Raw genomic sequence first — 14,031 nt, 5'->3', positions numbered from 1 at the left:
CTCTCCTTACATGCGGAAGACGCCGAACTTCGTGTCTTCGATCGGCGCGTTGAGCGCGGCGGACAGGCCCAGGCCCAGCACCATGCGCGTATCGGCCGGATCGATCACGCCGTCGTCCCACAGGCGCGCGGTGGCGTAGTAGGGGTGGCCCTGGTGCTCGTACTGGTCCTTGATCGGCTGCTTGAACGCGGCTTCCTCATCAGGCGACCACTGGCCGCCCCTGGCTTCGATGCCGTCGCGCTTGACGGTGGCCAGGACGGAGGCCGCCTGGTCGCCGCCCATCACCGAGATGCGCGCGTTCGGCCACATCCACAGGAAGCGCGGCGAGAAGGCGCGGCCACACATGCCGTAGTTGCCGGCGCCGAAGGAGCCGCCGATGATCACGGTGAACTTCGGTACCGAAGCCGTCGCCACCGCCGTCACCATCTTGGCGCCGTTGCGGGCGATGCCTTCGTTCTCGTACTTGCGGCCGACCATGAAGCCGGTGATATTTTGAAGGAACACCAGCGGGATCTTGCGCTGGCAGCACAGCTCGATGAAGTGGCTGCCCTTCAGCGCCGATTCCGAGAACAGGATGCCGTTATTCGCGATGATGCCGACCTTCATGCCGAAGATGTGGGCGAAGCCGCACACTAGCGTCGTCCCGTAGCGGGCCTTGAATTCGTCGAACTCGCTGCCGTCGACGATGCGGGCAATCACCTCGCGCACATCGAAGGGTTTGCGGGTGTCGACCGGGATCACGCCGTACAGCTCTTCGCGGGCGTATTTCGGTTCTACCGACTCGCGCAGCGCGCCCTGTTGCGGCTTGGTGCGGTTCAGGTTCGAGACGATGGTACGGGCCAGCGACAGCGCGTGGGTGTCGTTCTGGGCCAGGTGGTCGGCCACGCCCGAGAGGCGGGTGTGGACGTCGCCGCCGCCCAGGTCTTCGGCGCTCACGACTTCGCCGGTCGCGGCCTTCACCAGCGGCGGGCCGCCCAGGAAGATCGTGCCCTGTTCCTTGACGATGATGGATTCGTCGCTCATCGCCGGGACGTAGGCGCCGCCGGCGGTGCAGGAACCCATCACCACCGCGATCTGCGGGATGCCCTTGGCGGACAGGTTGGCCTGGTTATAGAAGATGCGGCCGAAGTGGTCGCGGTCCGGGAAGACGTCGTCCTGGTTCGGCAGGTTGGCGCCGCCCGAGTCGACCAGGTAGATGCAGGGCAGGTTGTTCTGCTCGGCGATCTCCTGGGCGCGCAGGTGTTTTTTCACCGTCATCGGGTAATAGGTGCCGCCCTTGACGGTGGCGTCGTTACAGACGATCACACATTCCTGGCCGGCCACGCGGCCGATGCCGGTGATGATGCCGGCGGCCGGGGCGGCGTTGTCGTACATCTCATAGGCCGCCATCTGGGAGAATTCCAGGAAAGGCGTGCCCGGATCGAGCAGCATCTGCACGCGGTCGCGCGGCAGCAGCTTGCCGCGGGCGACGTGTTTCGCGCAGGCGGCCTCGCCACCGCCCTGGCCAATGGCGGCGACTTTCGCGCGCAGGTCGTCGACCAGGGCTTGCATGGCCGCGGCATTGGCCTTGAAATCCTCGCCGCGCGGGTTGAGCTTCGTTTCGATCTGGGGCATCGCGTCTCCTGCGTATCTTTATTTGGTACCTTGCTCGGGGAAGCTGCCGTCCACGTAGAACCAGCGCGGTACGCCACCTGGCGTTTCGGGTTCGCGCACGAAGTTGCTGATCTCGTGCAGCCGCTGGGCGCGGCCGTTGACCCTGAAGCGGGCGACGAATTCGACGGTGTCCTGGTCTACCTGTTCCGGCAGATCTACTTTACGTTGACGTAAACGTAAAGCAGATTTTATCTCAAGTCCGAGCCATTGAATCTTTTCATTTTTGTCGATCAGGGGCTCGTCCGGCCGGGTGCTGGGGTGCCAGGTGGCGCGCAGGTAGTCTTCGACCTGCATCACATAGGCCGTGTAGCGCGAACGCATCAGCGCTTCGGCGGTCGGCGGCAGCTCGGCGCCGGCGATATAGGGGCCGCAGCAGCGCAGGATGGGCAAGGTGCTGCCGCAGGGGCAGCCAGGCTTTGGCAGGGTAGGCATGGCGGCAATTATCCGCCATTTCAAAGGCTTAGGTGAGGGAGCGTGACTGTTTGGAATTTCCGAGAAGGCAGCATTTTGGGTGCACTTACGGCATCTTCATCTATCTTTTGCCGAAAATAAATTCAACCGGTTCGAAAAAAAATCGGCGCTGGTGTATTTTTGGCTGGATTATTGAGTGCCAGTCAATAATCCATCGAGGATGCCGGATGAAGAAGGCAGGCCTCGCCAGATCGATCGGCTGATGATGTTGGGATATTGCCAAAAACCGGAGTCTGACCCCGGTTTGCGTTAGCGCAGGGTCAGGCCTTCGAGGGTGAAGGGTGGGGCTTTTCCTTGCACCAGATCGGCCAGCACGCTGGCGGTGCCGCAGGCGAAGGTGAAGCCGAGCGGGCCGTGGCCGACGTTCAGCCACAGGTTGGCGTAGGGCGAGGGGCCGACGATGGGGGCGCTGTTCGGGGTCGCGGGGCGCAGGCCGGCCCAGGGGGTGACGCTGTCGTAGTCGGCCGCGTGCGGCATGGTCTCGCGCACCTGGCGCGTCAGGCTGGCCAGGCGGCGTGCGTCCAGGCTCAGGTCTTCGCCGACCATGTCGACCATGGCCGCCACCCGCAGCTTGCTGCCGATGCGTGCATACAACACTTTGCGCTCGAAGTCGGTGACGCTGATCTCCGGCGCCACGTCCTGCGCGCGGATCGGCGCCGTCAGGCTGTAGCCCTTGAGCGGGTAGATCGGCAGCGAGATGCCGGCGGTCTTGCCCAGCGCGCGGCTCTGCATGCCGGCCGCCAGCACGTAGGCGTCGGCTTCCAGCAGGCCGGCGCTGGTCTCGACACCGGCGATCCTGTCGCCGGCGGTGACGAGGCGCGCGGCGTCGCCGTGCACGAAGCCCAGGAAGCGCGGGTGTGCGGCGATGCGCTCGGCCAGCGCCACGCAGAAGGCGTAGCAGTCGGCCACCGCTTCGCCGCTGTTGTAGATGCCGCCCTGCAGCTCGCCGGCGACGGCGGCCAGCGCCGGTTCGTGGGCGGCGCAGTCGGCCGCGCTCCAGACCTGGCGGGTGCTGGAGGAATCGGATTTGGCGGTGGCGGCCTCGAAGGCCTTTTTGGTCCGGTAGACCACCAGCTTGCCGGATTCGCGCCATTCGAACGCTTCCGGCGGCACCACCGGCTCGAGCTGGGCCATCGAGCGGCGCGACAGTTCGCCCAGCTGGAGCAGTTTCTGGGTGGTCTTACGGTTCAGGTCGGAGCGGCAGTTGGCCAGGAAGGCCGCCAGCCAGCTCCACTGGTGGGCGTCGAACTGGGGTTTGAAGTGCAGCGGACCGTATTCCTGGAACATCCACTGGATCGCCTTCAACGGCACGCCGGCATCGGCCAGCGGCGAGACGTAGCGGTAGCTGAGCTGGCCGCCATTGCTGAAGCTGGTGCCGGTGCCCACTTGTGGTGCACGTTCCAGCAACGTGACCTTGTGGCCCGCTTCCAGCAGCCACCAGGCCGAGGTCAGGCCCACCACCCCGCCGCCGATCACGAGTATTTCTTGCATCCGTGCACACTATTCTTCTTCGGTAATGACATGGAAGCTTAGGGGCTGGGCCTGGCTTTCGCTAATGAATGTAGAGCGGACAGGCATAACCGCCGGTCATGCGCGCACCAGGATGGCGCGCCGGTGCATCGCCGTGAGGATTTGCTCCTGGAACCGGGCCAGCGAGGAATAGGCGCCCTTGTAGGCCAGCGGATCGGTCGAGGTGCCGCCCACCAGCGCGACCATGCCGTTGCCGTTCCTGAGATCGGCGGCGAATACCGACATCAGGCCGTAGGCATCGCCCAGGTGGCCGACCGCCGCGAAGCCGCCGCCCTCGACCAGGCGGGTATGGGTGGCGGGATCGTCCGGGAACTGCTCGTTGCCCAGGCCCCAGCAGTTGAACAGGCCGTCGAGGCTGTCGCCGTTGCCGCCCTTGCCATCGTAGGTCCATTGCCGGGAAAACATCCGGTCCAGGGTCGCTTGTCGAAGAAATCGCTTGCCGTCGTGCACACCGCCGTTCATCAGCATGCGCATCACGGTGCCCATGTCGCGCGCCGAGATGCGCAGGCCGCCGGTCGGGCTGAACGGCGTGGCGTTCGTGCCGATGACGTAGCGCTCGATGCCGGGCGGCGGTGCGGGCGGCGCCTTGCTGTAGTCGTCGGCCTGGGCGATCCAGGGACCGTTCGCATCCCAGACCTCGGTGTCGACGGTGCGCTTGCGGTACAGGGTGGCGATGTTCGCGATGTCGGCGGCCGGCAGTTCGGACGGGTTGTAGCTAGCGTGCAGGCCAAGGGGCTCGACCAGCAGGCGCCGCATCAGGCGGTCGAAGCGCTCGCCCGTCACCTTTTCCATGATGGTGCCGATCACGCCCCAGCCGAGGTTGCAGTAAGTGAAATACGCGCCCGGCCCGGCATTCGCCGCCCACATCTTACCTTCGCCGTAGAGCCGGCTGCCGGGCACCAGCACGTCCTTCAGCGCGGTGTCCACGCCCCAGGAATAGCCGGCCTCGTCGCGCAGGGACGAGGTATGGGTGAGCAGGTGGCGCAGAAGCACCGGCTGGTCCGGGAAGTGCGGGTTGCGCAAGCTGAAACCGAGGTAGCCGGAAACGTCGGCGTCCAGGTCGACCTTGCCCTCTTCATGCAGGCGCATCAGGCCGAGCGTGGTCATCATCTTCGAGATCGAGGCGATGCGGAACAGGGTGCGGGAGTCGACCGGCTTGCCCGGCAGCCCATTCACACCGACGAAACGCTGGCCGAACTGGCCTTCGTAGGCAATCCGGCCATTGCGGATCGCCAGCACCGACAGGCTGGCCAGCTCGCAGGCCGGATTCGAGGCGATCGCGGCCAGTTCGCGGTCGAGCGCCGCCTTCACGGCCGCGGGCAGCATCGGCGGCGCGGTGCCCTTGCCCGGCGTGGCCGCCATCAGCGGATCGATCAAGCCCAACAAAGCCATGCCGAGCACATTGCGCCTGCCGTGGTTCATTCCGTCTCCTTGTCTTTATCATTCCAGCATACGGAGTCGCTGCTGGCCGTGCCAATGAATAGGCCGCAACTGTACATAACTTTTCGGAATGATAACGGCCGATCCTTTCATGGCAGGCTGTTGGGATTGGTATTACACTGGTTTTATTATGCTGAACACCGAAACCCCCGCCTCGCAACACGCTTCCCTGGATCAATATCCCACCACCGAACTGGTGAACGTGCTGGTCGATGACCAGTTCAAGGCCGTGGAGGCGGTACGCGCCGCCGCGCCGCGCATCGCCGCCGCCGTCACGGCCGCGCTGCCGCGCATGCAAGCGGGCGGACGCCTGATCTACGTCGGCGCCGGCACCTCGGGCCGCCTGGGCGTGCTCGACAGCGTCGAACTGTACCCGACCTTCTCCTGGCCGCACGGCCGCGCGGTGGCGCTGCTGGCCGGCGGTACCGATGCGATGTTCGTCGCCGTCGAAGGCGCCGAGGACGACCTCGCGCAGGGCGCAGCCGACCTGCAGAGCGTGAACGTGGGCAAGGACGACGTCGTGCTGCTGATCGCGGCGTCGGGCGGCACCCCGTACGTACTGGGCGCCCTGCGCGCCGCGCGCGCCGCCGGGGCGCTGACCGTCGGCTTCGCCAACAACCCGGACGCGCCGGTCGCGAACGAGGCGGAAATCGGCATCACCCTGGACACCGGCCCGGAAGCCATTTCGGGCAGCACCCGCCTGAAGGCCGGCACCTCGCAAAAGATCGCGCTGAACTCCTTCTCGAGCGCCCTGATGGTGCGTTTGAACAAGGTTTATGGCAACCTGATGGTAGACTTGAAGGCGACCAACGCCAAGCTGGTGCGCCGGGCGATTCGCCTGACCACCTTCGCTACCGGCGTCGACGACGACACGGCGCGCCAGGTGCTGGAACAGTGCGGCTTCCATGTCAAGGTTGCGATCGTGGCCTTGTCCAAGAAAATCCAGGTCGAGCAGGCGCAGGCCTTGCTGGATAGCGTGAACGGCAGCGTGCGCGAAGCCCTGGCCGGCTGATTCCGGCCGGCGTTCCGTACGGCGCCGATCAAGCATCCGGGCATGCCCGACCACGAAAGAGTTATGCAGACATCGCAAGCAAAGAACCCGTGGCTGTGGGTGCCCTCCCTGTACTTCGGCCAGGCGATCCCCTACATCGTCGCCAACAACCTGTCGGTCGTCATGTACAAGGACATGGCGATCTCCAACGCCGACATCGCCTTCTATACCAGCCTGCTCTACCTGCCGTGGGTGATCAAGCCGCTGTGGTCGCCGCTGGTCGACATGTTCGGCTCCAAGCGCGGCTGGACCGTTTCGCTGCAGCTGGCGATCGCCGCCGCCCTCGGCGCGGTCGGCGCGACCTTGCACCTGCCCGCCTTCTTCGTGGTCAGCCTGGCCGTCATGTGGCTCATGGCCTTCGCCTCGGCCACCCACGACATCTCGGCCGACGGATTCTACATGCTCGGCCTGCGCCAGCAGCAGCAGGCGGCCTTCGTCGGCGTGCGCTCCACCTTCTACCGGCTGGCGACGCTGGCGGGGCAGGGGCCATTGGTGATCCTGGCCGGCCTGCTCGCGACTTCGCTGGGCGACGTGCACCAGGCCTGGGCCATCGTGTTCTTCGTGCTGGCCGGCCTGTTCTTCGCGCTGTTCGCCTGGCACCAGGCGGTGCTGCCGCGGCCCGACGCCGACCGCGCCGCTGCCGAAGGGACGAACCCGCTGCGCGCCTTCCTGGCCACCTTCGGCAGCTTCTTCGGCAAGCGCGACATCTGGCTGATCCTCGGTTTCATCCTCACCTTCCGCCTGGGCGAGGCCCAGCTCCTGAAACTGGTCGCGCCCTTCCTGAAGGACCCGGTCGAGAAGGGCGGCCTGGGCCTGAGCACCGCGCAGTACGGCACCGCCTACGGCACCATCGGCATCATCGCGCTGACCATCGGCGGCCTGTTCGGCGGTTACCTCATTTCGCGCCTGGGCCTGAAGCGCTGCCTGTGGCTGATGGTGGCGGCGGTGCACCTGCCGGACCTGGTGTTCGTCTACCTGTCGACGATGCAGCCGCAAAGCTTTGCCGTGATCTCGGGCTTCCTGGCCATCGAGCAGTTCGGCTACGGCTTCGGCTTCACCGCCATGATGATGTACATGATCATGGTGTGCGACGGTCCGTATAAAACCGCGCACTACGCGATCTGCACCGGCCTGATGGCGCTGGGGATGATGGTGCCGGGGATGTGGAGCGGGAAGCTGCAGGAGATGCTGGGCTACCAGCACTTCTTCATCTGGACCTGCCTGGCGACCATTCCGGCCTTTGTCATGGCGGCGCTGGTGCGGGTGGATCCGGAGTTCGGGAAGAAGTAAAACCTCCCGTCGTTCCCGCGCAGGCGGGAACCCAAGTTTGTTCGCGCAGCCGAAACGCACGCAGAACTTGGATCCCCGCCTTCGCGGGGACGACGGTAGGCAAACAATAACAAAAGGGAGACACCACCAATGCGCGACACAAGCAGCCGCCTGGCTTCGCTCGACGCCTTCCGCGGCTTCACGATCGCCGCGATGGTGCTGGTGAATAATCCGGGCGACTGGAGCCACCTGTACGCCCAGCTCGAACACGCGAAGTGGAACGGCTGGACCTTCACCGACTGCATCTTCCCCTTCTTCCTGTTCATCGGCGGCGTCGCGATGGCGCTGTCGCTGGGACGCCTCGCGGCCGCCGGCGCCGACAGGCCCAGGCTGCTGCTGAAACTGGCCAGGCGCGCCGCGCTGATCTTCCTGATCGGCTTCCTGCTCAACTTCATGCCCTACTTTAACGTCGAGAAGGTGCGCATCCCCGGCGTGCTGCAGCGGATCGCCCTGTGCACGCTGCTGGCCGCGCCCATCGTCGTGTACTGCGGCTGGCGCATGCAGCTGGCCGTGATCGCGGCGCTCCTCACCCTGTACAGCGTGCTGATGCTGCTGGTGCCGGTGCCCGGCATCGGCGCCGGCGTGCTGGCCCCGGGCCAGGATTTCGGCGCCTGGATCGACCGCTCCCTGCTGGGCAATCACCTGTGGGTGCAGAGCAAAACCTGGGATCCGGAAGGCCTGGTGTCGACCCTTCCCGCCCTGTGCAGCCAGTTGTTCGGCGTGCTGGCCGGGCGCTGGCTCGCGACCGGCGTGAACCGCACCGAGCAGACCGTCTGGATGCTGCTGGCCGGCCTGCTGTGTTGTTGGATCGGCGTGATCTTCGATACCATTCTGATGCCGATAAACAAGAGCTTGTGGACCCCGTCCTATTGCTTCCTGATGACGGGCTGGGCCTTGATCGTGTTTTCCGCCTTTTACTGGCTGCTGGACGTGAACCCCTACGCCGCCGTGCGCGAAGCCGCTGCGCGCTGGACCAGGCCCTTCGTCATCTACGGCATGAATGCGCTGTTCATCTTCGCGCTGTCGGGTTTCGTGGCCAAGATGTTCGCTTACATTAAATTCACCCAGCCGGACGGCAGCCTGCGTTCGCTGGGCAAGACCCTGTATGCGCCGATCGCCGCGCTGCCGATCGGGCCCGTGAACACCTCGCTGCTGCATGCGGTGCTGTTCAACGCCTGCATGTTCGCGGTGGCCTGGGCCATGTGGCGCAAACGATGGTTCGTCAAAGTTTGAGAAGAATACGGAGTGCTTGTGAATCCTGATCGGAAACGACGCGCGTTCGCGCTGGCCGGCATGGCCGGCGCGCTGGCGATGAGTGGCCTGTTCTCGGCCTGTACCACGACCCCGGGCGCCGGCAAGATCGCCACCGCAGGCGCCGGCGATGGCGACACGCCGCCGCCCGCCCCGCGCGAATTCCGCGCCGCCTGGGTCTCGACTGTCGCCAACATCGACTGGCCCAGCAGGCAGAACCTGAGCGCCGCCCAGCAGCAGGCGGAGGCGATCGCCATCCTCGACCGCGCCAGGGCGCTGAACCTGAACGCCATCATCCTGCAGGTGCGCCCTTCGGCCGATGCGATCTACGCCTCGCAGATCGAGCCGTGGTCGGAATACCTCACCGGCGCCCAGGGCAAGCCGCCGCAGCCCTGGTACGACCCGCTGAAGTTCTGGGTCACGCAGGCGCACGCGCGCGGGCTCGAGCTGCACGCCTGGTTCAACCCCTACCGCGCGCGCCACAACATCGCCAGGTCGCCGGCGGCGCCGAACCACATCACCCGCACCAATCCGGCCGCCGTCAAAACCTACGGCAAGTTCGAGTGGATGGACCCGGGCGAGGAATCGGCCGCCAGGCAGACCCTGGACGTGGTGCTCGACGTGGTGCGCCGCTACGACATCGACGGCGTGCACATCGACGATTATTTCTATCCCTACCCGATCGAGGCCCCGAATTCGGCGGCAGGCAACGAGACCGCGCTGAACGGCAAGGCCGCGAAGGCGGAACTCGACTTCCCGGACGATCCGTCCTGGCAGCGCTACCTGGCCGGCGGCGGCAAGCTGGACCGCGCGTCCTGGCGCCGCCAGAACGTCAATCGCCTGATCGAGGCGCTGTACGAAGGCATCCACAAGGAAAAGCGCTGGGTGCGCTTCGGCATCAGCCCCTTCGGCCTGGGCCGTCCGGACCGCCGCCCGCCCGGCATCGTCGGCTTTTCGCAGTACGACAAACTGTACGCCGATGCCGAGACCTGGCTGCAGAACGGCTGGCTCGACTATTTCACGCCCCAGCTGTACTGGTCGATCAAGCAACCGGGCCAGGCCTACGACGTGCTGCTCGACTACTGGCTCGGCCAGAACACCCTGGGCCGCCACGTCTGGCCGGGCCTGTACACCAGCCGGGTCGGCATCGCCCCGCCGGCCAAGGATTACCCGCCGCAGGAGATCATCGAGCAGATCGCCGTCACCCGCTCGCGCCCGACCGCCGGCGGCCACGTGCACTTCAGCATGGTCGCGCTGATGGAGAACCGCAAGGGCCTCGGCGACCAGCTGCGCACCATCTCCTACGCCACCCCGGCGCTGGTGCCGGCCACGCCCTGGCTCGGCAAGGCGGCGCCGGAAGCGCCCTCGGTGGCGGCCACCCGCAAGGGCGGCGCCGTGCGCCTGAAACTGGCGGCCGGCAAGGCCCATACCCAGTACGCGGTGTGGTCGCGCTACGGCGGGCAGTGGCGCTTCGCGGTGGTGCCGGCGTCGCGCGTGGAGTGGGAGGTGGCGGACGATCCGACGCTGGGAGCGGCGGACCTGGTGGTGGTGAGTGCGGTCGACCGGCTGGGGAACGAGAGTGCGCGGGTGCAGGCGTGGAAGAAGGCCTGAGAGTCGACACCGTCGTCCCCGCCTGCGCGGGGACGACGGTGATATAACTTTTCGTCATGCGTATACGCCCCCCTTTCATTCGTCCACCCCGCCCGTAGCGGCGTACACTTCGCTTCGACCATGATCCAACCCCCATCCTCCACGCTTGAACTGGGCCTCGGCATCGACGCCGGCGGCACCCAGACCCGCTGGGCGCTCGCGGCGCCGGGCGGCGGCATCCTGGCCGAGGGCATGGTGGCGGGGCTGTCGGCCCTTCAAATGGGCAGTCCGCATGGACGCGATACCGTGCGCACCACCTTCGCCGAACTGGCAGCCAGCGTGCTGCTGCACGGGGTGCCGGCGCGGGTGCAGGCCGGGCTGACCGGATTCGGCGGCGACAGCGAACTGCTGCAGCGCTGGCTGGCCGAGCTGCTGCACATGCCGGCCACCGCCATCCACTTCTGCAGCGACATGGAAATCGCCTACCGCGCCAGCTTTGCGCCGGGCGAAGGCTACCTGGTGTACGCCGGCACCGGTTCGATCGGCGCCTTCATCGACGCCGACGGCCAGTTCCACCGCGCAGGCGGACGCGGCGTCGTGCTGGACGATGGCGGCGGCGGCTTCTGGATCGCGAAGGAAGCGCTGCGCCACATCTGGCGCCTCGAAGACGAATCCCCCGGCGCCTGGCGCGCATCGCCTATGGCGCAGGCCGTGTTCGATTACGTCGGCGGCGACGACTGGGCCTGTTCCCGCCAGTTCATCTACGGCCAGGAACGCGGCGCCGTCGGCAAGCTGGCCCTCGCGGTGGCCGCCACTGCGGACCGGGACCCGGCCGCCGGCGCCATCCTGCGCAATGCCGGCCACGAACTGGCGCGCCTGGCGCGGGCCCTGATCGGGCGCTTCGGCCCGCGACCGGTGGCCGTGTCGGGCCGCGCGGCCGAGCTGCACCCGTCCATCGTGGCGGCGATGCGCGAGCTGCTGCCGGCCGGCCTCGAATTCAGCCAGACCTCCGGCGGCGCGCATTACGCGGCCGCACGCATGGCGCTCGAACCCCCGCGTTCGCCGGCATAATCATAACGATCGAACCATCCACGAGACCGAACCGACCCATGAAGACCCTTGTTGCCACCCTCCTGCTTGCCCTGCTGACCGGCTGCGTCACCGGACCCCAGTACGACAAGACCTACACGGCCAAGGGCCAGAGCTCGCGCGCCCGCTTCCTGGTGCTGCACTACACCGTGAGCGACCGCCCGTCCTCGATCAAGATCCTGACCGAACAGCAGGTGAGCGCCCACTACCTGCTCACCGACGAGCCGAAGCCGACCATCTACAACCTGGTCGACGAAAAGAACGCCGCCTGGCACGCCGGCAATTCGAGCTGGAAGAACTTTACCCAGCTGAACAACAGCTCGATCGGCATCGAGATCGTCAACCCCGGCTGGAAAGACACTCCGAACGGCCGCGTCTATGCGCCGTTCCCGCAATACCAGATCGACGCCCTGATCCCGCTGGTGCGCGACATCGTCACCCGCAACCAGATCGCGCCGGAAAACGTGCTCGGCCATAGCGACATCGCTCCGCTGCGCAAGCAGGACCCGGGTCCGATGTTCCCGTGGAAGCAACTGGCCGACGCCGGCCTGGTCACGTGGCCGGACGCCACCCGCGTGGCGGTCGTGACGCCGGTGTTCCAGGCCCAGCTGCCGGACGTGGCCTGGTACCAGAAGAAACTGGCGACCTGGGGCTACGGCCTGGTCCAGTCCGGCGTCCTGGACGAGCAGACCCGCGCCGTGCTGTCGGCCTTCCAGATGAAATATCGTCCTGCCAACATCGACGGCATTCCGGACGTCGAGACCGCCGCCCTGCTGGAAGCGCTGACCAACCCGGCCGGGCCGCTGCCGCAGGTCCTGCCGCCGCCGGTGATGACGGCGCCCGTGGTCCCGCCTGCCGAGCCGACGCCGGTGCCGGCGCCCGCCACGACCGTCGACCCGACTGCCGTTCCCGCAACACCGCCGGTAAAAGATCAGCACTGATGCTTTCCGGCAGCGCCAGATTTTCGTATCCTTCCCCTTTCACCCTGAAGGAATGAAGCGATGCGCCTGCGCCATATCGAAGTTTTCCACGCCATCATGCAGGTCGGCACCATCAGCGGTGCCGCCCAGGTCCTCCACATCTCGCAGCCGGCGGTGACCAAGGTGCTGCAGCATGCCGAGTTGCAGCTGGGCATGCCGCTGTTCGAGCGCGTGCGCGGCAAGCTGTATCCGAAGCCGGAAGCGCACCGCCTGTTCGCCGAGACCGAAAAGCTGAACCGCGACCTGCAGGGCATCCGCCGCCTGGCCGCCAGCCTGAAGAACCGCGCCGGCGAGACCGTGCGCCTGGTGTCGACCCCGACCATCGCGATCAGCGTGCTGCCCTCGGCCCTGACGGTATGGCGCCGCGAGTTCGCCCAGACCCGCTGCGAACTGGCGACCTTCCACACCAGCGAGATCGTGAACGCGCTGCGCCTGGGCGAGGCCGACCTGGCGCTGTCGCTGCAGGACCCGCGCCATCCCGGCATCGAAGCCGAACCGATCGCCCAGGGCAACCTGATGGTGATGGCCCCGGCCGGCACCTGGACCCCGGAAGAATGCCGCGAACCGATCACGCCGAGCGCCCTGTCCGGCGAACTGATCGGCCTGGCCGACCGCGACCCGCTTGGCGAAACCGTGGTGGCGGCCTGCGAAGCCCAGGACGTGCACCCGGTCTTCCACACCGTGGTGCAGACCTACCAGATCGCCCGCTCGCTGGTCGAGGCCGGCGCCGGCAGCGCGGTGCTGGATCCGTTCACGGCAGCCTCGGCGGCGCGCGACAAGGTCCAGTGCCGCCCGTGGGCGCCGGCGATCCCCGTCCAGCTCTACCTGCTGACGGCGAGCCATGCGCCGCTGTCGCACGGTGCGCGCGAGCTGGCCAACTGCATCGGCGCGACCGCGCGCGCCCTGCTGGACAAAGTAGATAAAGTCACCAAGTAGATAAAGGAAGTTCATGAGCAATACCGGGCCGCGCATTTCCGGACCGCTGATGGTTGCCAGCGAGGACATCGCCGGCGATCCCGAGTTCCGCCACCTCTCCACCATCGCCGGCATCGCCGTCGACCTGCGCTACGCCACGCCGCACAATTTCATCGGACGCGACCTGTACTCGCCCTACGACTGCGCCTGGCTGCACGTCGATGCCGCCGCGGCGCTGGAGCGGGTGGTGGCCTGGCTGAAGGAACGGCGTCCCGGCTGCACGCCGCTGGTGCTGGATGCCCTGCGCCCGCAGCGCGTGCAGCAGCAGCTGTGGGACGCCCTCGAAGGCACCGGCCTGCAAATGTATCTCGCCAATCCGGAGCGCGGCTCGATCCACTCCTACGGCATGGCGCTCGACATCACCATCCTCGACGAAGACGGACGCGAGCTCGACATGGGCACCGGCTTCGACGACATGACCGAACTCTCGCACCCGAAGCTGGAAGAAGGTTTCCTGCGGACGGGCGCCCTGAGCGAAGCGCAAGTGGCCAACCGCCGCCTGCTGCGCGACGCCATGTTCCAGGCCGGCTTCGTCGGCATCAACACCGAGTGGTGGCACTTCGATTGCGGCGACCGCAACCTGGTGCGCCAGACATTCCGCCGCGTGCTCTGACCCCTCCGCGCATCCCTGTGGCGCCATGCTGACGGCGCCTGCGCACGCTTGAGCCAACG

12 protein-coding genes are annotated in these 14,031 nt (G+C 66.7%); 8 read left to right on the top strand and 4 right to left on the bottom strand.

Features of this window, described 5'->3' with window-relative positions; translation table 11 throughout:
- Positions 1-6: 6 nt before the first annotated feature.
- The 4 genes from AC3A6M_RS08570 to AC3A6M_RS08555 form a co-directional block, all read right to left on the bottom strand.
- Positions 7-1,614, bottom strand: coding sequence for a carboxyl transferase domain-containing protein (locus AC3A6M_RS08570; protein WP_487852301.1), 1,608 nt, complete (start codon positions 1,612-1,614; stop codon positions 7-9).
- 18 nt (positions 1,615-1,632) lie between these two features.
- Positions 1,633-2,085, bottom strand: a complete 453-nt coding sequence (locus tag AC3A6M_RS08565) for a YchJ family protein (RefSeq protein ID WP_487852300.1) — start codon at positions 2,083-2,085, stop codon at positions 1,633-1,635.
- Between the two features lie 288 nt (positions 2,086-2,373).
- Positions 2,374-3,615 (bottom strand): D-amino acid dehydrogenase, encoded by a 1,242-nt coding sequence (locus AC3A6M_RS08560; RefSeq protein ID WP_487852299.1) that lies wholly within the window; start codon positions 3,613-3,615, stop codon positions 2,374-2,376.
- 96 nt (positions 3,616-3,711) lie between these two features.
- Complete coding sequence (locus AC3A6M_RS08555; protein WP_487852298.1) at positions 3,712-5,076, bottom strand: serine hydrolase domain-containing protein; 1,365 nt, start codon at positions 5,074-5,076, stop codon at positions 3,712-3,714.
- 148 nt (positions 5,077-5,224) lie between these two features.
- Here AC3A6M_RS08555 and murQ point away from each other — a divergent pair, with 148 nt between their 5' ends.
- The 8 genes from murQ (at position 5,225) to AC3A6M_RS08515 (ending at position 13,972) form a co-directional block, all read left to right on the top strand.
- The gene (murQ, locus tag AC3A6M_RS08550; RefSeq protein WP_487852297.1) at positions 5,225-6,106 is read left to right on the top strand and encodes an N-acetylmuramic acid 6-phosphate etherase; all 882 of its coding nucleotides are present in this window, start codon (positions 5,225-5,227) and stop codon (positions 6,104-6,106) included.
- Between the two features lie 63 nt (positions 6,107-6,169).
- The gene (locus AC3A6M_RS08545) at positions 6,170-7,435 is read left to right on the top strand and encodes an MFS transporter (protein WP_487852296.1); all 1,266 of its coding nucleotides are present in this window, start codon (positions 6,170-6,172) and stop codon (positions 7,433-7,435) included.
- Between the two features lie 129 nt (positions 7,436-7,564).
- Positions 7,565-8,707: an acyltransferase family protein gene (locus AC3A6M_RS08540; protein ID WP_487852295.1), complete on the top strand. Its 1,143-nt coding sequence runs from the start codon at positions 7,565-7,567 to the stop codon at positions 8,705-8,707.
- Between the two features lie 60 nt (positions 8,708-8,767).
- Positions 8,768-10,336: a glycoside hydrolase family 10-like protein gene (locus tag AC3A6M_RS08535; protein ID WP_487852609.1), complete on the top strand. Its 1,569-nt coding sequence runs from the start codon at positions 8,768-8,770 to the stop codon at positions 10,334-10,336.
- Positions 10,337-10,456: 120 nt separating this feature from the next.
- On the top strand, positions 10,457-11,386 hold the full coding sequence (locus tag AC3A6M_RS08530; RefSeq protein ID WP_487852294.1) for an N-acetylglucosamine kinase: 930 nt from the start codon (positions 10,457-10,459) through the stop codon (positions 11,384-11,386).
- Between the two features lie 38 nt (positions 11,387-11,424).
- Positions 11,425-12,345, top strand: coding sequence for an N-acetylmuramoyl-L-alanine amidase (locus AC3A6M_RS08525; protein WP_487852293.1), 921 nt, complete (start codon positions 11,425-11,427; stop codon positions 12,343-12,345).
- Between the two features lie 60 nt (positions 12,346-12,405).
- Positions 12,406-13,320, top strand: coding sequence for a LysR family transcriptional regulator (locus AC3A6M_RS08520; protein ID WP_487852292.1), 915 nt, complete (start codon positions 12,406-12,408; stop codon positions 13,318-13,320).
- A 13-nt stretch (positions 13,321-13,333) separates the two neighbouring features.
- The gene (locus tag AC3A6M_RS08515) at positions 13,334-13,972 is read left to right on the top strand and encodes a M15 family metallopeptidase (protein ID WP_487852291.1); all 639 of its coding nucleotides are present in this window, start codon (positions 13,334-13,336) and stop codon (positions 13,970-13,972) included.
- The last annotated feature ends 59 nt before the right edge of the window (positions 13,973-14,031 follow it).

The organism is Telluria sp. Soil_C_11 (genome assembly GCF_057657395.1).
The sequence above is the reverse complement of the archived record's forward strand: the minus strand, read 5'-3'. Positions and strand labels throughout refer to the sequence as shown.